The 22,368-nt window shown below is 26.3% G+C and carries 24 protein-coding genes; 19 read left to right on the top strand and 5 right to left on the bottom strand.

Features of this window, described 5'->3' with window-relative positions:
- The first annotated feature begins 49 nt into the window (after positions 1-49).
- From T364_RS0110050 to deoD, 11 genes are all read left to right on the top strand, one after another.
- Positions 50-904: an aldose 1-epimerase family protein gene (locus T364_RS0110050; RefSeq protein ID WP_027129486.1), complete on the top strand. Its 855-nt coding sequence runs from the start codon at positions 50-52 to the stop codon at positions 902-904.
- Between the two features lie 15 nt (positions 905-919).
- A complete protein-coding gene (gene dnaJ, locus T364_RS0110045) occupies positions 920-2,062 on the top strand; it encodes a molecular chaperone DnaJ (protein WP_027129485.1) in 1,143 nt (380 codons plus the stop codon).
- Between the two features lie 80 nt (positions 2,063-2,142).
- A complete protein-coding gene (yajC, locus tag T364_RS0110040; protein WP_027129484.1) occupies positions 2,143-2,412 on the top strand; it encodes a preprotein translocase subunit YajC in 270 nt (89 codons plus the stop codon).
- 72 nt (positions 2,413-2,484) lie between these two features.
- Positions 2,485-3,504, top strand: a complete 1,020-nt coding sequence (locus tag T364_RS0110035; RefSeq protein ID WP_027129483.1) for an N-acetylmuramoyl-L-alanine amidase family protein — start codon at positions 2,485-2,487, stop codon at positions 3,502-3,504.
- A 9-nt stretch (positions 3,505-3,513) separates the two neighbouring features.
- The gene (locus T364_RS0110030; protein WP_027129482.1) at positions 3,514-4,311 is read left to right on the top strand and encodes a GerMN domain-containing protein; all 798 of its coding nucleotides are present in this window, start codon (positions 3,514-3,516) and stop codon (positions 4,309-4,311) included.
- Between the two features lie 32 nt (positions 4,312-4,343).
- Positions 4,344-4,907, top strand: a complete 564-nt coding sequence (gene yqeK, locus T364_RS0110025; protein WP_027129481.1) for a bis(5'-nucleosyl)-tetraphosphatase (symmetrical) YqeK — start codon at positions 4,344-4,346, stop codon at positions 4,905-4,907.
- 20 nt (positions 4,908-4,927) lie between these two features.
- Positions 4,928-7,060 (top strand): ribonuclease R, encoded by a 2,133-nt coding sequence (gene rnr / locus T364_RS0110020; protein ID WP_027129480.1) that lies wholly within the window; start codon positions 4,928-4,930, stop codon positions 7,058-7,060.
- A gap of 10 nt (positions 7,061-7,070) precedes the next feature.
- On the top strand, positions 7,071-7,514 hold the full coding sequence (gene smpB, locus T364_RS0110015) for an SsrA-binding protein SmpB (protein WP_027129479.1): 444 nt from the start codon (positions 7,071-7,073) through the stop codon (positions 7,512-7,514).
- Positions 7,515-7,634: 120 nt separating this feature from the next.
- Entirely contained in the window at positions 7,635-8,408 is a 774-nt protein-coding gene (udp, locus tag T364_RS0110010) for a uridine phosphorylase (RefSeq protein ID WP_027129478.1), read from the top strand.
- Positions 8,409-8,416: 8 nt separating this feature from the next.
- Positions 8,417-8,815 (top strand): cytidine deaminase, encoded by a 399-nt coding sequence (cdd, locus tag T364_RS0110005; protein ID WP_027129477.1) that lies wholly within the window; start codon positions 8,417-8,419, stop codon positions 8,813-8,815.
- 9 nt (positions 8,816-8,824) lie between these two features.
- Positions 8,825-9,538: a purine-nucleoside phosphorylase gene (deoD, locus tag T364_RS0110000; RefSeq protein WP_027129476.1), complete on the top strand. Its 714-nt coding sequence runs from the start codon at positions 8,825-8,827 to the stop codon at positions 9,536-9,538.
- Between the two features lie 23 nt (positions 9,539-9,561).
- Here deoD and T364_RS0109995 read toward each other — a convergent pair whose 3' ends face one another.
- From T364_RS0109995 to T364_RS0109975, 5 genes are read right to left on the bottom strand one after another with little or no spacing between them, the layout of a single operon-like run.
- The gene (locus T364_RS0109995) at positions 9,562-11,187 is read right to left on the bottom strand and encodes an Rqc2 family fibronectin-binding protein (RefSeq protein ID WP_027129475.1); all 1,626 of its coding nucleotides are present in this window, start codon (positions 11,185-11,187) and stop codon (positions 9,562-9,564) included.
- Positions 11,187-11,864, bottom strand: a complete 678-nt coding sequence (locus tag T364_RS0109990) for a MarR family winged helix-turn-helix transcriptional regulator (protein ID WP_027129474.1) — start codon at positions 11,862-11,864, stop codon at positions 11,187-11,189. Before T364_RS0109990 ends, T364_RS0109995 begins: the two co-directional genes overlap by 1 nt.
- 8 nt (positions 11,865-11,872) lie before the next feature.
- Complete coding sequence (gene rpe / locus T364_RS0109985; RefSeq protein WP_027129473.1) at positions 11,873-12,508, bottom strand: ribulose-phosphate 3-epimerase; 636 nt, start codon at positions 12,506-12,508, stop codon at positions 11,873-11,875.
- Complete coding sequence (gene rsgA, locus T364_RS0109980) at positions 12,492-13,370, bottom strand: ribosome small subunit-dependent GTPase A (protein ID WP_081775712.1); 879 nt, start codon at positions 13,368-13,370, stop codon at positions 12,492-12,494. The genes rpe and rsgA overlap by 17 nt, the downstream gene beginning before the upstream one ends.
- A 33-nt stretch (positions 13,371-13,403) precedes the next feature.
- Complete coding sequence (locus tag T364_RS0109975; RefSeq protein ID WP_027129471.1) at positions 13,404-14,111, bottom strand: PASTA domain-containing protein; 708 nt, start codon at positions 14,109-14,111, stop codon at positions 13,404-13,406.
- A 191-nt stretch (positions 14,112-14,302) separates the two neighbouring features.
- Between T364_RS0109975 and hpt the strand changes: the two genes are divergently transcribed.
- Genes hpt through T364_RS0109935 form a run of 8 tightly spaced genes read left to right on the top strand, consistent with a single transcriptional unit; the run spans position 14,303 to position 22,362 of the window.
- Complete coding sequence (gene hpt / locus T364_RS0109970) at positions 14,303-14,839, top strand: hypoxanthine phosphoribosyltransferase (RefSeq protein ID WP_027129470.1); 537 nt, start codon at positions 14,303-14,305, stop codon at positions 14,837-14,839.
- Between the two features lies 1 nt (position 14,840).
- Positions 14,841-15,635, top strand: coding sequence for a 16S rRNA (adenine(1518)-N(6)/adenine(1519)-N(6))-dimethyltransferase RsmA (gene rsmA, locus T364_RS0109965; RefSeq protein ID WP_027129469.1), 795 nt, complete (start codon positions 14,841-14,843; stop codon positions 15,633-15,635).
- A 10-nt stretch (positions 15,636-15,645) separates the two neighbouring features.
- The gene (locus T364_RS0109960) at positions 15,646-15,885 is read left to right on the top strand and encodes a DUF4911 domain-containing protein (protein WP_027129468.1); all 240 of its coding nucleotides are present in this window, start codon (positions 15,646-15,648) and stop codon (positions 15,883-15,885) included.
- Positions 15,886-15,902: 17 nt separating this feature from the next.
- Positions 15,903-16,142, top strand: coding sequence for a KH domain-containing protein (locus T364_RS0109955; protein ID WP_027129467.1), 240 nt, complete (start codon positions 15,903-15,905; stop codon positions 16,140-16,142).
- Positions 16,143-16,149: 7 nt separating this feature from the next.
- The gene (gene rimM, locus T364_RS0109950) at positions 16,150-16,671 is read left to right on the top strand and encodes a ribosome maturation factor RimM (RefSeq protein ID WP_027129466.1); all 522 of its coding nucleotides are present in this window, start codon (positions 16,150-16,152) and stop codon (positions 16,669-16,671) included.
- A 35-nt stretch (positions 16,672-16,706) separates the two neighbouring features.
- Positions 16,707-17,435: a tRNA (guanosine(37)-N1)-methyltransferase TrmD gene (gene trmD, locus T364_RS0109945; protein WP_027129465.1), complete on the top strand. Its 729-nt coding sequence runs from the start codon at positions 16,707-16,709 to the stop codon at positions 17,433-17,435.
- 11 nt (positions 17,436-17,446) lie between these two features.
- Positions 17,447-18,010, top strand: coding sequence for an RNA methyltransferase (locus T364_RS0109940; protein ID WP_027129464.1), 564 nt, complete (start codon positions 17,447-17,449; stop codon positions 18,008-18,010).
- 17 nt (positions 18,011-18,027) lie between these two features.
- A complete protein-coding gene (locus tag T364_RS0109935; protein WP_027129463.1) occupies positions 18,028-22,362 on the top strand; it encodes a PolC-type DNA polymerase III in 4,335 nt (1,444 codons plus the stop codon).
- The last annotated feature ends 6 nt before the right edge of the window (positions 22,363-22,368 follow it).

Here is a 22,368-nt window from a genome sequence, read left to right as displayed (position 1 = left end):
ATGGAGCTTGTTCTCTATTCCCAGTTTTTAGATTATAAGGTGAGTAAAAATGGATTATATAATAGAAAATTCCAATCTAAAGGTTGTTATTAATAGTAAAGGTGCTGAACTTACAAGTCTTTTTAACAAAAAAAATAATTTTGAATATATTTGGCAGAAAGATCCAAAATTTTGGGCTAAATCATCACCAATATTATTTCCTTTTGTAGGAACAATAAAAAATTCAGAATATTTTTATAATGGAAAAAAATATCAAATAAAAACAAGACATGGGTTTGCTCGAGATAATGAGTTTATAGTTAATGTCAAAGGAGAAAATTTTATAGAATTTTTATTTTCGTCAAATGAAGAAACTAAAAAAATATATCCTTTTGATTTTAATTTATATTTAAGATATTCTATTGTTGATAATGAGGTATTATTAGAATATAAAGTAGAAAATCTAACAGATGGGGATATGTATTTTTCATTAGGAGCACATCCTGCTCTTAATTTATTTGAAAAAAATAATAATTTTGTAGAATTTGAAAAGGATGAAATTGGTGTTTCAAAAATAATAGAAGATGGTTTTTTAGGAGAAAAAACACAAGATTTATTTAAAGGAAAAATCTTTAAATTTGATGAAAAAACTTTTGAAAAAGATGCTGTTATTTTAGAAAATACTAATTCAAGTAAAGTATTTTTAAAATCTTTAGATAGTGATAAACAATTAGAATTTAATTATGAAGGTTTTAAGTATATGGCATTTTGGAATGTTCCTGGTTCAGGATTTATTTGTTTTGAACCTTGGGATGGAATAACTGATTATGTAAATTCTAATGGAAAATTAGAAGATAAAGTTGGAATAGAAAAATTAGAAAAAGAACAGGTATATCAAAGAAGAATAAAAATAAAAGTTATTTAATAATGGGAGGATAAAATGGCAAAAAAAGATTATTATGATCTTTTAGGCGTAGAAAAAACTGCTTCTGAAGCTGAGATTAAAAAAGCTTATAGAAAATTAGCAATGAAATATCATCCTGATAGATTTAGTAATGCAAGTGAAAAAGAGAAAAAAGAAGCTGAAGAAAAATTTAAAGAGATTAATGAAGCTTATCAAGTTTTATCAGATGCAGATAAAAGGTCTAAGTATGATAGATTTGGACATGCAGCTTTTGAAAATGGAGCTGGTGGAGGATATGGAGGATTTGAAGGATTCTCTGGTAGTGGATTTGAAGATATTTTCTCATCATTCTTTGGAGGAAGTGGTTTTGGTGGAAGTACTCAGAGAAGAGGACCAGAACCTGGTGAAGATTTAAGAGTAGATGTAACCATTACTTTAGAAGAAGTAGCCAAAGGTGGAGAAAAAGAAATTAAATATACAAGAAGAGGAAAATGTTCTGCTTGTAATGGAACAGGTGCTGAGCCTGGAAGTAAAATGAAAACTTGTGATAAATGTGGTGGAAAAGGTAGAATAGAAAAAATCCAAAGAACATTATTAGGAAGTTTTAAAAGTGTTGAAGAATGTGATAAATGTAGAGGCAAAGGACAAATTCCAGAAACAAAATGTAAAAAATGTGGTGGTACAGGATTAGAAAGAGAAACTATTAAAAAAACTATAAAAATTCCTGTAGGAATACATGATGGTCAAAGATTAAGGATACAAGGAATGGGAGATGCAAGTTCTGAAGGTGGAGAAAATGGAGATTTATATATTTTCTTCCATGTTAAAGAACATGATTTCTTTGTAAGAGATGAAGAAAATATTATATGTGAAGTTCCGATAACTTATGCTAAGGCAGCTTTAGGAGGAGAAGTAGAAATTCCTACATTAAATGGAAAAAAATCTATAAAAATTCCTGCTGGAACACAAAATGGAAAATTATTTAAGTTAAGAGGAGAAGGAATAAATAATCCTAGGTCATATGTAGGAGACCAAATTGTAAAAATTGTGATTGAAGTTCCAACTAACTTAAATGATACACAAATTGAACTTCTTAAAAAATTTGACGAAAGTTTAAAAGATAAAAATTATAAAATGAACAAAAGTTTTATAGAAAGATTTAAGGATTTATTTAAATAATATAAAAGAGTTTGTTGAAAAAAATCATTTCCTATGATATACTAAGATTAGAAATTTGATAAAAATATGGAGGGAAATAAATGAAAGAAATATTTGCTAAATATGGTACATTAATAATGATTGCTTTATGGATAGTTATTATTTATGTATTTATGGTTTTACCAAATAAGAAAAAACAAAAGAAGCAACAACAAATGTTAGATAATTTAAAAGCTGGTGATACTATAGTTACTGTAGGTGGAATAAAAGGTGTAATATCTAGCGTAGAAGAAGCTTTTGTCGTAATAAGAATAGATAAAGGTGTTCATATGACTATTAGAAAATCAGCTGTTGCTGGAATTTTAGAGTAATTTGAATGAAAAACGACAATTAAAAGTTAATTGTCGTTTTTTTGTTAAAAAAATCTTACTTATGGTGGTTTAATGATAAAAAAAGTATTTTTAATGTTTTTGGTTTTATTCTCAATTTGTTTTTCTTCAACTGTAAAAAATGTAAGATTTAATACTTATCCTCCACAGGTTGTTTTTGATTTAGATGAAACAACCCCTGTTTATCATAGTGAATATGATGATTATAATAGACTTCTTTTTTTAGAAATAGGAAATGAAGTACCTATTTATAATAAAGGAGTAAGAAATAATCTGTCAAAATATTTAGAAAGTATATCAGATTATAAATATGTAAATTCTCATGGCTTTTTCTTAAAATTAAAAAAGAATGTTTTTCATAGAGTAACTTTAAGGAAAAATCCAAATCGTGTAGTAGTAGATTTATCTAATAGTGCTCAAAATAAACAATACACAGTAGTAATTGACCCAGGACATGGTGGAAAAGATTCTGGAGCTCTTGGATATAAAAATATTAAAGAAAAAGATATTGTTTTAAGTATTGGAAAATATTTAAGAGACGAATTAAAACGAGACTTTAATGTAGTTATGACTAGAGATAGTGATGAATTTATTTCTTTAAGAAATAGAAGTAATGTGGCTAATGGAATAGGTGCAGATTTATTTATAAGCCTTCATGCTAATTCTTCTAGTGATACAAGTGCTAATGGAATAGAAATATTTTATTTTTCTAAAAAATCTACTCCCTATGCAGCAAGTATAGCAAGATATGAAAATAGTTTTGGTGAAAAATATGGTGAAAATACAAGTTCGATAGTACAAATTGCTGGAGAGATAGCCTATAATAAAAATCAAGAGAAAACTATCCCTTTTGCTGATAAACTAAATACTTCTCTTGCTAAAAGAATGGGAATGAGAGATAGAAAAACTCATGGAGCAAATTTTGCTGTTTTAAGAGGAATTAATTGTCCAGGAATATTAATAGAAGTTGGATTTATAAAAGGTTCTAAGGACCATAAAATCATAACTTCTAAAGGGCAACAAAAAATTATGGCTCAAAAAATTGCTGAACATATTAGAGATTATTTTTATTAGGAGAGTTTGATGATAAAATTTGTAAAGAATAATAAAGAAACAGAAGAAAAAGAAGTAAATTTAAGAGTTTTTTCAGGGCATGATGAAAATATAAAATTGTATGATGAAGTTATGGAAGATAAAAATTCAAATAAAAAAGTAGAAGACTCTAAAAAAGAAAATCTGAAATATAAATTTGAAAAAAAAGAGAAAAAAGAAAAAAATAATAATAAAGAAGCAATAAAAGAATATACAGAGTTAATTTTTGGAAGTATAAAAAAATTCTTTTCTAAAGAAAAAAATGGAACTATAAAAATAGTTGGAATTTTATGGATAATTACAATTTTATCAGGATATTTATATTTTAATTCATTAAATAAGGGGCTTCCTAAAACTGTTTTTGAAAGAAGAGATATTACAAGGATGATTGAAAAACAAAAATTATATATTTTTTATCCTAATGATGGGCAGTTAGTAAGTGAGGAAATAGAAACTATTAAATCTACAGGGGAAAATGATATTATAAGAGAAACATTAAATAAAACTATAGAGAAATTAAAAAATTTAAAATTAATTCCTAATATAAATGAAAAAACAGAAGTGTTTTATTATAAGGTAGACAGTACTCTTTATTTAGATTTACCTGAAAAAATATTTTCAAATGTAAAAAGTCCAAAGGAAGAGATTTTATTAATTTATTCTTTTGTTAATACTTTGACTAATTTAGACTCTGTTGAAGAAATAAAAATTTTAATTAATGGAATAGATACTGATAAAGTAAAATATTCTAATTTAAAAGGAAAATTTAAATATAGAAAAGATATATAAGGGAGCTAAAAACTCCCTTTTTCATCAAGGAGATAAAAATGGATATAAATAATCTAAGAGAAATAGTAAAAGAAAAATTGCCATCTAAAAGATATGAACATACATTAGGTGTTGAAGAAATATGTGTAGAACTTGCTAAAAAATATGGTTGTGATGAGGAAAAAACTAGAATAGCTGCTATTTTACATGATTATTTAAAAAAAGAAAATATAGAAACTTTAAAAGAGATTTGTAAAGATATGGAAGAAGTTAAAGGATATGAAAATCTAAATGAAATTTTTCATGGATTAGCTGCATCTGTTGTTGTAAAAAAAGAGTTTGGAATTGAAGATGAAGATATTTTAAATAGTATAAAATATCACACTATTGGAAGAAAGAATATGTCATTACTTGAAAAAATTATTTATATTGGAGATGCCATAGAATATGGAAGAGATTATCCAAATGTAGATGAGATAAGAAAAGAAACTTTTAGAAATTTAGATGATGGTATTATTATGGAAATTTCAAGAAAATTGGAATATTTAAAAGGAAAAGGTGGAGTTATTCATAAAAATACTATAGAAACATTAGAAGATTTAACTTCAAAAAAATAATTGTAGATTAAGGAGGAAAAATGGATATAAAAAGAGATTTAGAAATACTAAAAAAATATTTAACTGAAAATAAAAAATCCATAGGAATAGATGAAATATATAAACTTTTATCTTGGTCCTCAAAAATGAAAAAAAGAAATAGAGAGATATTAGATTCTTGGGTAGAACTAGGAGAACTTGTAAAAAATAATAAAGGTAAATATAATATTCCTGAAAATATAGGAATGGTTTGTGGAGAATTTAGTGTTATAAGAAATAAATTTGCCTTTGTTGATACTGAAAAAGAAGGGATTTTCATACCAAAATCTGGATTTAATGGAGCATTAAACGGAGATATAGTTTTGGTAAGAATTACAAAAGATAGTGTTAGAACAGAAAAAAAAGAGGGAGAAGTTTATAAAATTATAAAAAGAACTAATGACACAGTTATTGGAATTTTACAAAAACAAAAAGGTTTTGGTTTTGTAACTCCTACTCACTCTTTTGGTAAAGATATATATATTCCAAAAAGATTTTTAGGTATGGCCAGAGATGGAGAATTAGTTGTTGTTAAGATAGATTTCTTTGGAGATAGAGATAGAAAGCCAGAAGGAAAAATAATAGAAGCTTTAGGAAATCCTTTAGATAGTAAAGTTATGATGGAAGCTTTACTAAAAAGAGAAAATTTGAAAGAAGATTTTCCAGAAGAAGTTATGAGAGAGGCTAAAGCTGTTCCTCAAGAGGTACATAAAGATGAAATAGCTTCAAGAAAGGATTTAAGAAATTTATCAATAATTACTATAGATGGTGCTGATGCTAAAGATTTAGATGATGCTGTATATGTAGAGAAAAAAGAAAATGGAAATTATAGATTAATTGTTAGTATAGCTGATGTAAGTTATTATGTAAAAGAAGGTTCAGCTATGGATAAAGAAGCTTTAAGAAGAGGGAACTCAGTTTATTTAGTAGATAGAGTTTTACCAATGCTTCCTCGTGAACTTTCAAATGGAATTTGTTCATTAAATCCTAATGAAGATAAACTAACTTTTACTTGTGAACTTGAAATTGATTCTTTAGGAAAAGTAAAAGATGTTCAAACTTATAAGTCAGTTATTAGAACAGCTTATCGTATGACTTATACTGATGTAAATAAAATTTTAGAAAATGATGAGGAACTTTGTAAAAAATATGCCTCTATAAAAGATATGTTGTTTATGATGTTGGAGCTTTCTAAAATTATAAGAAATATAAAATATAATAGAGGAAGTATAGATTTTGATTTGCCAGAAATAAAAGTAATATTAAAAGATAATTTAACAGTTGACCATTTAGAAAAAAGAGATAGAGGAGAAGCTGAAAAAATTATAGAAGATTTTATGATAGAGGCAAATGAAGCTGTTGCTGAAAAATTATTCTGGTTAGAAGTACCAAGTATTTATAGAACTCATGAAAAACCAGATGGAGAAAGAATACATGGATTAAATGATGTTTTAGGAAAATTTGGGTATAAAGTTATGTTTGGGTCTGAAGGAGTACATCCTAAGAAGTTTCAATCTATAATTGAGGACTCTCAAGTAAAAGGAATAAGTATGATAGTCCATAAAATGATATTGATGGCTTTAAAACAAGCTAGATATACTCCTGAAAATATTGGTCATTTTGGATTAGCTTCAAGTTATTATACACATTTTACATCACCTATTAGAAGATATGCAGATTTAATGATTCACAGAATTTTGGGAGAAACTTTATTTGGATATCCTAAGAAAAAATATATTGAAAAATTAGAAAAAAATCTTCCAACTATTTGTACAGCAATTTCTAAAACAGAAAGAGATGCAATGAAAGTAGAAGAAGAAAGTAAAAAAATAAAAATAGTAGAATATATGCTTGATAAAATAGGAGATGTATTTAAAGGAACTATTGTTGGAATTAGTAATAGAAAAGTATTTATAGAAACAGAAGAGTTAGTAGAATGTATGTGGGATGTTACAAATTCTCCTCATTATTATGAATTTGATGAAAAAAATTATATTATGATAGATACGGATACAGGAGAAAAATATAACTTAGGAGATAAATTAGAAGTCATAATTGTAAGAGTTGATATGGGAGAATTGGAGATAGAAGTAGCTCCATATAATGAAGAGAATTTTTCTGTAAAAAGAAAATAAGAGGTGAAAAATGATACTTGCAAATAATAAAAAAGCCTATTTTGATTATTTTGTAGAAGATAAAATAGAGGCTGGTATTGAATTAGTAGGTAGTGAAGTAAAATCAGCTAAGGCTGGAAAAGTTAGTATAAAAGAATCTTTTGTAAGAATTATTAATGGAGAAGTTTTTATAATGGGAATGTCTATTGTTCCTTGGGAATATGGAAGTGTATATAATCCTGAAGAAAAAAGAGTAAGAAAATTACTTCTTCATAAAAAAGAGATAAAAAAATTACATGAAAAAGTAAGTCAAAAGGGTTATACTATTGTTCCATTGAATGTACATCTTTCAAAAGGATATGTAAAAGTAGATATTGCTCTTGCTAGAGGAAAGAAAACTTACGATAAGAGAGAAAGTATAGCTAAAAAAGACCAAAAGAGAGATATTGATAGAGCAATGAAAGAAAGATATTAATTTTTTAAGAGGTTATTATATAATATTTATAATAGCCTCTTTTTATATTATCTTTTTTTTATTTTTTTCGTCAAATAAATATAAACAAAGAAAATTTCCTATAAAAAAGAGGTGAATTATATGAAATATTCTGAAAATGGATTACAATATCATATAGGGTTAAAAGAGGGAGATGTTGGTAAATATGTAATTTTACCAGGAGACCCAAAAAGATGTGAAAAAATTGCTAAATATTTAGATAATCCCAAATTAATGGCAGATGTAAGAGAATTTGTAACATACACAGGATATTTAGATGGAGAAAAAGTAAGTGTAACTTCTACAGGAATTGGTGGGCCATCAGCCTCTATAGCTTTAGAGGAATTAGTAAATTGTGGAGCTGATACTTTTTTAAGAGTTGGAACTTGTGGAGGAATGCAAAAAGAAATAGTAGGAGGAGATGTGGTTATTGCTACAGCTTCCATTCGTATGGAGGGAACAACTAGAGAATATGCCCCAATAGAATTTCCAGCAGTAGCTAATATAGATATAGTTAATTCTCTAATAAAAGCTTCAGAAACTTTAGGAAAAAAATATCATGTGGGAGTTGTACAATCTAAAGATTCTTTTTATGGACAACATAGTCCAGATATAAAACCAGTAAGTTATGAATTAAATAATAAATGGGAAGCTTGGATAAGATTAGGTTGTCTTGCTTCTGAAATGGAATCAGCTTCTCTTTTTATAGTAGGAAGTTATAGAAAAGTTAGAGTGGGAGCTTCTTTTTTAGTTATGGCAAATCAAGAAAGAGAAAAGTTAGGACTTGATAATCCTGTTGTTCATGATACAAATGAAGTTGTGAAAATTACTATAGAAGCTATAAGAAATTTAATAAAAGAAGATAAAAAGAAATAGAGGTTTATATGGAAAAATATAGGGATATTATAGAAAAAGCTTATGAAGTTCAAAAAAATGCCTATGCTCCATATTCAAATTTTTTTGTAGGAGCTTGTGTAAAAACAAAAGACAATAAATATTTTTTAGGAGCTAATGTAGAAAATGCCTCTTATGGTTTAACAAACTGTGCCGAAAGAAATGCTATATTTCAAGCTTATTCTATGGGATATAGAAAAAAAGATATAGAGTCAATTTGTATTGTAGGAAGTGGAAAAAATTTAATAACTCCTTGTGGAGCTTGTAGACAAGTTATGGTTGAATTATTAGAAAAAGATACTCCTATAGTATTAGTTACTGGAGACAAAATAAAAATAACAAATATTGAAGAATTATTACCTTTTTCATTTACAGATGAAAGTTTATAAGGAGGATATATGAGTACACCACATAATAGTGCTAATGTTGGAGAAATTGCAAAAAATGTTTTAATGCCTGGGGACCCTTTAAGAGCTAAATTTATAGCTGAAACTTTTTTGGAAGATGTAAAATTAGTAAATTCAGTTAGAAATATGTTTGCTTATACAGGAAAATATAAAGGAAAAGAGATTACTGTTATGGGTTCTGGAATGGGAATGCCATCAATAGGAATATACTCTTATGAACTTTTTTCTCAATATGGTGTTGAAAATATTTTAAGAATTGGCTCAGCTGGAGCTTATGTAGATACATTAAATATTTTTGATATTGTATTGGTAGAAAGTGCTTGGAGTGAATCTTCTTTTGCTAAAACTCAAAATGGATATGAAAAAGATGAAACTTATCCAGATGAAGAGTTAAACAAAAAAATAAAAGAAACAGCTAAAAAATTAAATATTCCTATTCATTTATCAAAAATTCATTCTAGTGATGTTTTTTATAGAGATGCTGAAGAGGGATATTATAAAAAAATATTTGAAGATAAAGGTTGTGAAGCTGTAGAGATGGAGAGTTTTGCTCTTTTTCATAATGCAAAAGTTTTAGGAAAAAAAGCTGCCTGTCTTTTAACAATATCAGATAGTTTTACTTCTAAAAAAGCTACAACAGCAGAAGAAAGACAATTATCTTTTACAAATATGATGAAAATAGCTTTGGAAACATTTTGTGATTAAAAAATAAGGTGGGTTATCCCACCTTAAATTTTTTCTGGAGTGATTACTGTTATAGAATCCCAAATATTATAAGTTACAAAACCTAATGGAGCACCCTTAGGTTTATTTAGATTTTTCTTTTCAGTATAATCAACTACTACTTTTTCTCCACTATTAGCTTTTGAATAATAAGCTGAATATTCAGCAACTTTTTTTATAAACTCTTCATCATCGACAAAATCTTCTTTTCTTACTATAAAATGAGAGCCAGGCATATCTTTTATGTGAAACCACATATCATCTTTTCTAGCAAACTTAAAAGTTAAATAATCATTTTCTTTATTATTTCTTCCAAAATATAAAGTTTTATTTTCTAAAATAATAGTACCATAAGGAATATCAATAATTTTCTTTTTATTTTTCTTGTTATTTTTTTCAATAATATATTTTTCTTCTATTAATTCTTTTTCAATATTTTTTAATTCATCAATATTTTTACTTTTTTCAATAAAAGTTCTAACACTGTCAATGTATGTTAATTTATTTGAAAACTCAATTAGTCTTTCTTTAGAAATTTCTAAACCTCTCTTCATTTTAGAAGATTTTTTATAAATTTTAGAAAGGTTTGATTGTGGAGAAAGTAATGGGTCTATATCAATAGTAATTTCACAATTATTATAGAAATCGTAAGCTTTTACCTTAGTATCTCCTTTTTTTATAGAATATAGTACAGAAGCTAAAATATCCCCTAAATTTTTATATTTTTCATGTTCTTCCATTATTTCAATATCTTTTTTTATATTTTTTAATATTTTTACAGATTTTTTTTCTTCTTTATCCAATACTGAAAATAATTTATTTTTTAATAAAGTAAAAGAGTTTGATAATGATTTTAATTTAATATAATTATTAATCATTTCACCATATGTAGAAAATGGAATTTCCTTATCAAAATCTTTTGGAATAATATTTAATACAGTAGCTAAAATAGGAGTATCGTTTTTGAAATATATTTTAGGAGAAATATTATCCTTTAAAAATTTAGTTAAATCTTCAAAAGAATTTATTTGATTCTTTAATAATTTTCCAATTCCTTCAATATTTTCAACAATATTATTTTCTTCTAAGTATTTTTCAAATTCTTTTTCAGTTATATAAAGAGGATTTATTTTTTTCGTTACAATAGGTTGTGTGTAAACTTCTCCATTAAATAGAGTTCTTAGAGAATTTTCTTCCAAAGATTTTTTCTTTAATATAGAGATTATCTTATTATCTTTATCAGTCAAAATTACATTAGAATATTTACCCATTATTTCAAAATATAAGAAATTATTTTGTATTTCTCCAAGTTCATTTATTTTTGAAAATGAAAATTTTAATATTCTATCAAATCCTAGTTGTTCAATTTTAATTAGAGCTGAATTTATTAAATATTTTCTAATTAATAATAAAAAACTAGAGTTTTCTTCTAAAAAATTTTCTTCTTTGTCTTCATTTATATAACAAATAGGTAATGACGGATTACAAGAGAAAAATAGAGCTTTTTTTCCAAAGTGTAATGTTAAAGAAAGGGAAGAATTTTGAAAAATCTTCCCAACTTTTTTACTTGTTAAATTTTCTTCTAGCTCTATTTTTATTTTAGAAAGGGATATCCCATCTAAATAAAACATTAATCTTCTACCTTAACAACAATAATATTTTTAGCATCTAATATATTAACTTCTAAGATAGTTCCGTCATCTTTCTTAAGAGCCACATTATTAGAATCTTTTCCCTCTAAAACTTCTAATGTACAATAATGTCCAACACCTCTATCCATAAAATAATCTTGAATAATAGGTGTTCCTTTTATTTCAACAACAGAAACTTTAGTATTTATAGGAAAATCTGTTATAGGTAAAGGTTTTAATAATTCAGATTTATTTTTTAAGCTTTTAAGAAGTTTTTTAAAAGTTCCTAAGAAAACTTTTACTTCATCTTCATCTAATTTTTCAATTATAGAAGAAACTATAGTTTTGTGATAATTATTGTGATAATTTAAGGCTTGCATTCCTTTTTTAGATAGAGAAACATAAACTTTTCTTCTATCTGTATTAGAACGAACTCTTGAAACAAATCCTTTTTCACCTAATTTTGTTATGGCAACAGTTGCAGTTCCCATAGTTATAGCAAGTCTATCAGCAAGTTCATTCATAGTAAGAGAGTCTTCACCTATAGCTTCTATTATATGAAGTTCAGTATGAGTAAGACATTTTATTCCATTTTTTAATGCCATATCTTCTGATTCATAAAAAAGCTTATAAAATTTTTCAAAAATATCATTTAATTCTTCAATATATTTAGCCATTTTCCCCCCTATTTTAAACTTTTAATTCTTTCTTCATAATTTCCACCAAAAACATAAGAACCAGCTACAAAAACATTAGCCCCTGCTTCAATACATTTTTTTATAGTTTTATCATTTATTCCACCATCAACTTCAATATCAATAGTTTCACTCATTTTTCTAATTTCTTTTATTTTATCAATAGAACTTTCTATAAAACTTTGTCCTCCAAATCCTGGATTTACACTCATAACTAGAACTAAATCAATATCATTTATAATATATTTTAAAACTTCAGGAGATGTAGATGGATTTAGAGAAACCCCAGCTTTGACTCCATAAGATTTAATTTGTTGAATAACTCTATGTAAATGTATTGTAGATTCAGCATGAACTACTATTAAATCAGCTCCAGCTTTTACAAAATCTTCAATATATCTTTCTGGTTGTGTTATCATTAAATGTACATCAAATGGTAACTTAGTTTTATTTCTTATAGATTTTATTACAGGAGGTCCAAAAGTAATATTTGGTACAAAAATACCATCCATTACATCTATATGAACCCAATCAGCTCCAGCTTTATCTATACTAATAACTTCTTCACCTAATTTACTAAAATCTGCTGACAAAATAGATGGTGCTATTTTAATATCTTTCATAATTATTCCACCTTTCATTTTTTAATTTTTCATAGACTTTTTTATAAAAATTATATCTTTCTTTAAAAATTTTTCCCTTTTCTACTTTTTCTTTTATTAGACATCCAGGCTCACTAATATGATGGCAATCTAAAAATTTACAATATTCTCCCTCTTGAAAATCAAATTCTTTAAAAAGAGAGATAAGTTCTGTAAAATCTTTTATAGGTGGTAAATCTATAGATGAAAATCCCGGAGTATCTATGACATACCCTCCACAATTAGATGGAATCAATTTGGAATCTCTAGTAGTGTGTTTACCAGCTTTTAATTTTTTACTAGTTTCTCCAACTGTTAAATTTTCTTCATTCTGTAACATATTTAGAATACTAGATTTTCCAACACCACTAGGACCACCAAATGCCACAGTTTTATCTTTTATAAAATTTTTAACTTCTTCAACTCCTATGTTTTTATAAGTGGAAACAAAAAACATAGGAATGTCTACTGAGTCTAAAAATTTTAATCTTTCTTTTAAGTTTGCTATTTCTTCTTCTGTAAGTAAATCTATTTTGTTAATAATTACAATTGGATTTATTTTGTAGTAAATGCTATTAAGTAATAATGTATTTAATCTATCTAAGTCAACTTCTGGGTCTTTTCCTGCAAATTGAATTACAAGATAATCAATATTAGAAACTAAGGGCCTATTTATCATATTTTTTCTAGGATAAACTTCTATAATTGAATTATCTTCAGAAATTTCTACAATATCTCCTACAACACAATTTTCTTTTTTTTCTTTTCTTTTTAAAATTCCTCTTAATTTACATTCATAAACATTTTCTTCAGATTTTACATAATAAAATCCTTGTATTTTATTTATAACCTTCCCTTTGATAAGATCATCTCCTAAAATTTATTCAGTAACAGTAATATTTATAGTAGAACCTGCTGAAATTCTACTGTTAGCCCCAATACTTGTATCAACTACTATATTTGGTTCTAGTCCTTCTACTTTTATTTTTTCAATTTTTCCAATAAAAATAGAATTATCTTTTAAAAGTTTTTCAGCTTCAACAAGAGTATAACCAGAAATATCAGGAACTTTTACTACTTTGTTCAGTGAACGACTACTAACTAATAAAGAAATTCCATCTTTAACATTTACATACTCTCCTTTTCCTGGATTAGTAGCAACAATACAATTATATGATAAAGGAGAATCGGTTCTAGCGATACTATTAATTTTTATTCTTTTTTCTTCAAGTAATTTTTTTACAGTAAAAAGTTGTTGTCCTTCAAAATCAGGAACTTCAAAATAATTTTCTCCCATACTAACCCAAACTTTTATAGTTCTTCCCTTTTTTATTATATGTCTTTCAACAGGATCTTGCATAAAAATTTGTCCCTCTGGAAATTTAGAAAAATCTTTTCCAACAACTTTTATATCAATTATATCTTTATCAGCTAAGACGTTTACTTCCTCTGGTGTAAGTCCTATAAGATTAGGGGTATAATAGAAATTTTTATTAAAATACCAATCTAAAGTTAAATATCCCAAGAAATATATTGTAGCCATAATAGAAATTACACAACTAGCTACAACTATTATTTTTTTTTTCATTAATCCTCCTAAGAAAATAAAAAATACTTATTATAAAATGATAACATAAACGAAATAAAATATCAATAAATAACTAGAAAAAAAAGAAATATTTGACAAATATTTATAAAATAAAAATAATTTATTCTTGATAAAATATAGGTAAAATGATAAAATATTTTATGTTGATTTTATAATTTTTAGGAGGAATAATGAGTAACAAAATAGATATTTTAATCTCTAAAGAGCAATTGGAAAATCGTATTATTGAACTTGGAAAAAGAATAAAAGAAGATTATCAAGGAAAAGAATTAGTTTGTGTTGGATTATTAAAGGGGTCAGTAGTATTTATATCTGATTTAATAAGAGCTATAGATATGGATTTAAGTATTGATTTTATGAAAGTATCTAGTTATGGAAAAGGAACTGATTCTACAGGAGTTGTAAAAATTTTAAAAGATGTAGATGAAGAAGTTACAGGAAAAGATGTATTATTAGTAGAAGATATTGTTGATACAGGTTTAACTATTGCAAATGTAAAAGAATTTATGGCAAAGAAAAGACCTAATTCTGTAAAAGTATGTACATTATTAGATAAACCAAGTAGAAGAAAAATAGATGTAAAAGCTGAGTATGTAGGTTTTGAAATTCCAGATGAATTTGTTATAGGATTTGGATTAGACTATGCAGAAAAGTATAGAAATCTTTCGTATGTAGGAAAACTTACTTTAGATAAGGAAAATAAATAATATGTCATTTAAACATAAGAAAAAATATGGACAAAACTTTTTAAACGACCAAAATACAATATTAGAAAAAATAATGGAAGTTTCTAATGTAAATTCAGAAGATGAAATTTTAGAAATTGGGCCTGGAGAAGGAGCTTTAACAGAGCTTTTACTTGAAAAATCTAAAAAAGTTAATTGTGTAGAAATTGATACAGACCTTGAAAAAATACTTAGAAAAAAATTTGATTCAAATCCAAAGTTCAATCTTCATATGGGAGATATTTTAGAAACAGATTTAGATAAAATTATAGGAGAAAATACAAAAGTTGTTGCTAATATTCCTTATTATATAACTTCTCCTATTATAAATAAACTTATAGAACATAGAGATAAAATTAAAGAAGTATATCTTATGGTACAAAAAGAAGTAGGAGAGAGAGTATCTGCTATTTCTGGGAAAGAAAGAAGTGTTTTAACTTTAGCTATTGAATATTTTGGAGAAGCGTCTTATTTGTTTACTATTCCAAAAGAATTTTTTACTCCTATTCCTAAAATTGATTCAGGATTTATTTCTATAAAATTTCATGAAGATAAGAAATATGAAAAACAAATAAGTGAAGAATTATTTTTTAAATATGTGAAAGCTGCTTTTTCTAATAAGAGAAAAAATATTGTTAATAACTTATCAACTTTAGGTATTCCTAAAAATATTATTCAAGAAAAACTAGAAATTTTAGGAATTCCTTTTAATGAAAGAGCTGAAAATATTACTATTGAAGAATTTATTGCGTTGGCTAAATTATTGGAAAATAAATAGGAGAAAACTTATGGAAAGTTATGAATTTATTGTAAAAAGTAGAAGAGAAGATATTGATTTTATAAATAAAATTATAGAAGCTTATGAAGGCCTTGGAGTAGTTAGAACTACTAGTCCAAAAGAAGGATTACTTACTATTATAACAACTAATGATTTTAAAGATGATTTAAAAAAAATTATTTTAGATTTAGGAAATAAATATGTTGTTGCTGAAATTTTAGAAGAGGGAAAATGGAAAGGACAACTATAAAAAGTTAGGAGGTATAGATGGAAAAATTAGAAAATTTATTAAAATATATATTAAAAAATTTAGTAGAAACAGAAGAAGCAATTAGAATAACTTATGAAGTAATAGATGATACAGTTATTTTTAAAGTTAATGTTGCTCAAGGAGAAATGGGAAGAGTTATTGGAAAAAATGGACTTACAGCTAATGCAATAAGAGGAGTTATGCAAGGTGCTGGAGTAAAAGATAAATTAAATGTAAATGTAGAATTTTTAGATTAGGTGAAATATGGAAGAATTAGTAATTATTGGTAAAATAACAGGAACTCATCATTTAAAAGGAGCTTTAAAAGCTAATATAAATATTGGTGAGGAAGAAGACCTTATTGGAGAAAAAGTTCTTGTAGAAAAACCAAATGGAGAAAAAAATATTTTTACTGTGAAAAAAATATCACCTTTAGTAGGAGATAAATTTATATTGGAATTTGAAGAGATTGAAAATAAAACTCAAGGAAATTTACTGCAAAATTCTATAATAAAAGTTAATAGAATGGTACTTGGTCTTGAGGAAGATGAATATCTTTTACAAGATTTATTAGGTATGGAAGTTATCACATTAGAGGATAAAAATATAGGAAAAGTTACAGAAGTTTTTGATACAGCAGCTCATGAAATTTTAGTTGTAGAAAGTGATGAAACTGAAGCTTTAATTCCAAATATAGATACATTTATAAAAGAGATTGATTTTGAAAATAAAAAAATTATTGTTGAGCTTTGGGAAGGAATGTTAGAAGAAAAGCAAATAAAATAATATGTATATTATCAAAAATAAATTATGAGGTTTAAATGAAAATAAATATTTTAACTTTATTTCCAGAATTATTTCAAGGGTTTAAAACTCAAAGTATAATAGGAAGAGCTATCAAAAATCAATTAATAGAAATTAATATAGTGAATATAAGAGATTTTTGTTTTGACAAACATAAACAAGCTGATGATATTCCATTTGGAGGAGAAGGGGGAATGGTTATGAAACCAGAACCTCTTTTTCGCGCTTTAGAAACTGTAGGCGGAAAAGTGATTTATACATCACCTCAAGGAGTTGTTTTTAATCAAGAAGTAGCTCTTAAATTAAAAGAGGAAGAAGAAATAACAATTATAGCAGGACACTATGAAGGAATAGATGAAAGAGTTGTAGAAGAAAAAGTAGATATGGAAATTTCTATTGGAGATTTTGTACTTACAGGTGGAGAGCTTCCAGCTATGGTAATAGTAGATGCTATTTCAAGACTTATTCCTGGAGTTATTACAAAAGCTTCTTACGAAAATGATTCTTTTTTTAATGGACTTTTAGATTATCCACAATATACTAGACCAGCAGAATATATGGGACTTAAAGTTCCTGAAGTTTTAACTTCTGGAAATCATAAAAAAATAAGAGAGTGGAGAATAAAAGAAAGTTTAAAGAGAACATATTTAAGAAGACCTGATTTGTTAGAGAAAAAAATTCTGGATAAAACAGAGAAAAAACTTTTTAATGAAATGTTAAAAGAATTAAAAGAAAATAAAAATTAGGAGATATAAAAATGAGAGATAAAATATATTTAGGATTAGTTCATTATCCTGTTTACAATAAAAATAAATCTGTTGTTTGTACTTCAGTTACAAATTTTGATATACATGATATTTCAAGAACTTGTAGAACTTATAATGTTAAAGAATATGATTTAATTGTTCCATTAGATGCTCAAAAACAACTTACTGAAAGAATTATAGGATATTGGCAAGATGGAAGTGGTGGAGAATATAATAAAGATAGAGAATCAGCTTTTGTAAATACAAGAGTTAGAGAATCAATAGAGGAAACTATAAAACATATAGAGGAAGTAGAGGGGGAAAGACCTATTATAATAACAACATCAGCTCATATTTTCCCAAATTCAATTAGTTATCCAGCTTTATCTGAAAAAATATTTACAGACGATAAACCATATCTTTTCTTATTTGGAACAGGTTGGGGATTAATAAAAGAAGTTATGGATATGTCTGATTTTATATTAGAACCAATAAGAGGAACTACAAAATACAATCATTTATCTGTTCGTGCTGCAGTGGCAATTATATTAGATAGAATTTTAGGTGAGAAATAATTTAAAGAGGTTTATAAATGAGTAGAAAGATTTTAATTAAATCTAGACCAGACTTTTTCCATAGTGTTGGAGCTAAAAATTTACTGGTAAAAGAAATTGTATATGAAGAATTATATAAAAAATTAAAAATAAGTTGCCAGTTAAAAGACCCAACTTTTTTAGGTGAAACAGATATAGTAACAACAGATTTACAAAAAAAGTTTGGAGAGAGTCTTTCTGTAGAATTTAATATAGAATATGAAAATCTACAAATTACTCAAAAAATTTTAACTGAAATTATAGAAAAAGCAATAGAAAAATTAAAACTTAGAAATGCTGTTTCAAAATCTTTTTTATTTCTTTATAGAGTCAGAGTAGAAGAAAAAAATATCTATATAGAATTAAAAAATGATATGGCAATAGCTACTTTATATGAATCAAAAATAAATTTAAAATTAGAAACTTTATTATCTGAATTTGGAATAAATGATTTTAAAATATCTTTTGTTCCTGGAGATTTTTCTAAAGAGATAAGTGAAATTGAAAAAGAAAAAGAAAATAAAATTATAACTTTAAGCCAAAAATTAGATAGTGAAAATGAAAAAAATTCTCAAGCTCCAAAAGAGGAAAATAATAATCAAAATAATGAAAAGAAATTTAATGCTGTAGCTTTTAGAAAAACTAAGGAAATTAAAGGAAAATCTATATCTATAGATGAATTTTCAGAAATTTTTGATAATGATATTTGTGTTATAGAAGGGGAAGTTTTTAATTTTGAGAAAAAAGAATTAAAAACAGGAAATCTTCTTTATGTTATGAGAATAACAGACAATAAAAATTCTGTTACTACAAAAATGTTTGTAAAACCAGATGAAAATTTGGAAGTTAAAGTTGGAGATTTTATAAAAGTAAGTGGAAGAAAACAAATAGATACATTTAATGAAAATGAAGAAATATTATTAGTATCTTCACTTAATAAAATGGAAAAAACTAAAACTTCAAAAGAAGATACTTCTGAAGAAAAGATGGTGGAGCTACATACTCATAGTAAAATGAGTGAGATGGTTGGAGTTACAGAGATAGGAGATTTAATAAAAAGAGCTAAATCTTATGGACATACAAGTATGGCAATTACAGACTATTCTGTAGTTCATACCTTCCCTTTTGCATTTAAGCAAACTAAAAAAGATGAGAATTTTAAGGTTATTTTAGGTTGTGAAATGTATATGGTAGATGATACTAAACAGATGATTAATAACCCAAAAGATATTCCTATAGAAAATGAAAACTTTGTAGTTTTTGACTTAGAAACAACAGGGCTTAATTCTCATGAACATGAAATTATAGAAATTGGTGCTATAAAAATGGAAGGCACAAGAATTGTTGATAAGTTTTCTAAATTTGTAAAGCCTAAACGAGCTGTTCCTGAGAAAATTAAGAATTTAACAAATATAACAGAAGGAATGTTAGAAAGTGCTGAACCTATAGAAGTAGTATTACCAGAATTTATGGAATTTGTTGGTAATTCTACAATGGTAGCTCATAATGCTAAATTTGATATGAGTTTTATAAGAAGAGATTGTAAAAAAATTCTAAATATTGATTATGACCCGAGTGTTATAGATACTCTTCAAATGGCAAGGGATATATTTCCAGATTTAAAAGGTTATGGATTAGGTCATCTTACAAAAAAATTAGGAGTTGCTTTAGAAAGTCACCATAGAGCAGTTGATGACTCACAAGCAACTGCTGGAATGTTTAAAATTTTCCTTGAAAAATATTATGAAAAAGGTGTAAAAAAAGTTTCAGAAATAAATGGAACTTTTCCTATAAATATTCAAAAACAAGATACTATAAATATTATAGTTCTTGCTAAAAATTTAGTTGGATTAAAAAATATTTATAAACTTGTGTCATTTGCTCATAAAGATAATTTTGGAAATAAAAAGCCAAGAGTTAAGAAATCAGAAATTTTAGCTCATAGAGATGGAATATTTGTAGGTGCATGTAACACAGTTCATTTTATGAATAATGGAGAACTTGCTATAAACTATCTTGATTATAATTTTAAAGAGATGGAGAAAGCTGTTGATTTTTATGATTATGTAGAACTTCTTCCAAAAGAAAATTATAATGAATTTATAGAAGAAGATGGAACTAATAGAATAATGTCTTATAAAGCTATAGAAGAAATGAACAAATATCTTTATGATTTAGCTAAAAGACATAATAAGTTAGTAACAGGAAGTTCTAATGTTCATTATCTTGAAAGAGAAGAAAAAGATATAAGAAGTATTTTATTATATGGTAGTGGAAATGTATTTAACGAAAGACAATATACTATTGATAATGGATTTTATTTCAGAACTACTGATGAGCTATTAAAAGAGTTTTCTTATTTAGGAGAAGATATAGCTCATGAAATAGTTATTACAAATACAAATAAAATTTCTAATGAAATAGAAAAAGTTCAACCTATACCAGATGGATTTTATCCACCAGAGCTTGATAATGCAGAAAATATAGTTAGAGAAATGACTTATGAAAAAGCTCATAGAATTTATGGAGACCCTCTTCCAGAAATAGTTTCAGCTCGTCTTGAAAGAGAGTTAAAAGCTATTATAGGACATGGATTTTCAGTTTTATATTTATCAGCTCAAAAATTGGTTAAAAAATCTTTGGATAATGGATATTTAGTAGGGTCAAGAGGTTCAGTTGGTTCTTCGTTAGTTGCTTTTATGATGGGAATTACAGAGGTTAATGCTCTATATCCTCATTATATTTGTACAGACCCAAATTGTAAATATTCAGAATTTATTGAAAAAGAGGGAGCTGGAGTTGACTTACCGGAAAAAAATTGTCCAAAATGTGGTAAACCTTTAAAAAGAGATGGACATTCAATTCCATTTGAAGTTTTCATGGGATTTGATGGAGATAAGGTTCCAGATATCGACTTAAACTTTTCAGGGGAATATCAATCAGAAATTCATAGATATTGTGAAGAATTATTCGGAAAATCTAATGTCTTTAAGGCTGGAACAATATCAACTTTAGCTGATAAAAACGCCATTGGTTATGTAAAAAAATATTATGAAGACCATCATTTGAATATTTCAAAAGCAGAAATTATTAGAAAAGCTTCAAAGGTAGAGGGAGCTAAAAAAACAACAGGACAACATCCAGGTGGAATGGTTATAGTTCCTAAATATAAAGAAGTTTTTGATTTTTGTCCAATACAACATCCAGCTAATGATATGCAAAATGATTCTATTACTACTCATTTTGATTACCATGTTATGGATGAACAATTAGTAAAATTAGATATACTAGGGCATGATGACCCGACAACTATAAAAATGTTACAAGAATATACAGGGGTAAATGTTTATGATATTCCTATTGCTGACCCTGAAACTTTAAAAATATTTTCAGGAACAGAAGTTTTAGGAGTTACTCCTGAAGAGATTGGCTCTGTTGTAGGAACTTATGGAGTTCCAGAGTTTGGTACAGGATTTGTAAGACAAATGTTGGAAGATACTTTACCAAAAACTTTTGCTGAACTTGTTAGAATTTCTGGACTTTCTCATGGAACAGATGTTTGGCTTAATAATGCTCAAGAATTTATTCGTGAGGGAACAGCAACCCTATCAGAAGTTATTACAGTAAGAGACGACATTATGAACTATTTAATAGATAGTGGAATGGAAAAAGTTACAGCTTTCAAAATAATGGAGTTTGTAAGAAAAGGAAAACCATCTAAAGAACCTGAGAATTGGGAAAAATTCTCAAATATGATGAAAGAAAAAAATGTAAAAGAGTGGTATATAGAATCTTGTAAAAGAATAAAATATATGTTCCCTAAAGGACATGCTGTGGCTTATGTTATGATGGCTATGAGAATAGCTTATTTTAAAATTCACTATCCATTGGCTTTTTATGCAGCTTATCTTACTCGTAAGATGGAGGATTTTGATTTTGAAATGATGGGAAGTAAGGAATTAGCAAAAGCAAAATTAGAAGAACTTAATAAAGAGCCCAAACTTGATGTTAAGAAAAAAACACAGATGGCTATATGTGAAATTGTTTTAGAGATGTATGCTAGAGGGTTTGAATTTTTAGGAATTGATTTATATAAATCAGAAGGATTTAGATTTACAATAGAGGATGGAAAAATAAGAGTTCCATTAATGGGAATATCTGGATTAGGAGCAAGTGTAGTAGAAAATATTATAGCTGAAAGAAATATTGAAAAATTTATTTCTTATGAAGATTTAAAAAGAAGAACAAAAATGTCAACTACTGTTTTAGATAAATTAAAAACTCTTAATGCAGTAAAAAATCTAAGCGATACAAATCAAATTAGTTTATTTTAGAAGGAG

This window comes from Fusobacterium perfoetens ATCC 29250, assembly GCF_000622245.1.
Lineage (GTDB): Bacteria > Fusobacteriota > Fusobacteriia > Fusobacteriales > Fusobacteriaceae > Fusobacterium_B > Fusobacterium_B perfoetens.
The sequence above is the reverse complement of the archived record's forward strand: the minus strand, read 5'-3'. Positions and strand labels throughout refer to the sequence as shown.

What these genes read in the sequence shown, in the direction of transcription:
- T364_RS0110050 (WP_027129486.1), top strand. Translation starts at nt 50, where the DNA reads ATGGATTATATAATAGAAAATTCCAATCTAAAGGTTGTTATTAATAGT.
- dnaJ (WP_027129485.1), top strand. Translation starts at nt 920, where the DNA reads ATGGCAAAAAAAGATTATTATGATCTTTTAGGCGTAGAAAAAACTGCT.
- yajC (WP_027129484.1), top strand. Translation starts at nt 2,143, where the DNA reads ATGAAAGAAATATTTGCTAAATATGGTACATTAATAATGATTGCTTTA.
- T364_RS0110035 (WP_027129483.1), top strand. Translation starts at nt 2,485, where the DNA reads ATGATAAAAAAAGTATTTTTAATGTTTTTGGTTTTATTCTCAATTTGT.
- T364_RS0110030 (WP_027129482.1), top strand. Translation starts at nt 3,514, where the DNA reads ATGATAAAATTTGTAAAGAATAATAAAGAAACAGAAGAAAAAGAAGTA.
- rnr (WP_027129480.1), top strand. Translation starts at nt 4,928, where the DNA reads ATGGATATAAAAAGAGATTTAGAAATACTAAAAAAATATTTAACTGAA.
- smpB (WP_027129479.1), top strand. Translation starts at nt 7,071, where the DNA reads ATGATACTTGCAAATAATAAAAAAGCCTATTTTGATTATTTTGTAGAA.
- udp (WP_027129478.1), top strand. Translation starts at nt 7,635, where the DNA reads ATGAAATATTCTGAAAATGGATTACAATATCATATAGGGTTAAAAGAG.
- cdd (WP_027129477.1), top strand. Translation starts at nt 8,417, where the DNA reads ATGGAAAAATATAGGGATATTATAGAAAAAGCTTATGAAGTTCAAAAA.
- deoD (WP_027129476.1), top strand. Translation starts at nt 8,825, where the DNA reads ATGAGTACACCACATAATAGTGCTAATGTTGGAGAAATTGCAAAAAAT.
- T364_RS0109995 (WP_027129475.1), bottom strand. Translation starts at nt 11,187, where the DNA reads ATGTTTTATTTAGATGGGATATCCCTTTCTAAAATAAAAATAGAGCTA.
- T364_RS0109990 (WP_027129474.1), bottom strand. Translation starts at nt 11,864, where the DNA reads ATGGCTAAATATATTGAAGAATTAAATGATATTTTTGAAAAATTTTAT.
- T364_RS0109975 (WP_027129471.1), bottom strand. Translation starts at nt 14,111, where the DNA reads ATGAAAAAAAAAATAATAGTTGTAGCTAGTTGTGTAATTTCTATTATG.
- hpt (WP_027129470.1), top strand. Translation starts at nt 14,303, where the DNA reads ATGAGTAACAAAATAGATATTTTAATCTCTAAAGAGCAATTGGAAAAT.
- rsmA (WP_027129469.1), top strand. Translation starts at nt 14,841, where the DNA reads ATGTCATTTAAACATAAGAAAAAATATGGACAAAACTTTTTAAACGAC.
- T364_RS0109960 (WP_027129468.1), top strand. Translation starts at nt 15,646, where the DNA reads ATGGAAAGTTATGAATTTATTGTAAAAAGTAGAAGAGAAGATATTGAT.
- T364_RS0109955 (WP_027129467.1), top strand. Translation starts at nt 15,903, where the DNA reads ATGGAAAAATTAGAAAATTTATTAAAATATATATTAAAAAATTTAGTA.
- rimM (WP_027129466.1), top strand. Translation starts at nt 16,150, where the DNA reads ATGGAAGAATTAGTAATTATTGGTAAAATAACAGGAACTCATCATTTA.
- trmD (WP_027129465.1), top strand. Translation starts at nt 16,707, where the DNA reads ATGAAAATAAATATTTTAACTTTATTTCCAGAATTATTTCAAGGGTTT.
- T364_RS0109940 (WP_027129464.1), top strand. Translation starts at nt 17,447, where the DNA reads ATGAGAGATAAAATATATTTAGGATTAGTTCATTATCCTGTTTACAAT.
- T364_RS0109935 (WP_027129463.1), top strand. Translation starts at nt 18,028, where the DNA reads ATGAGTAGAAAGATTTTAATTAAATCTAGACCAGACTTTTTCCATAGT.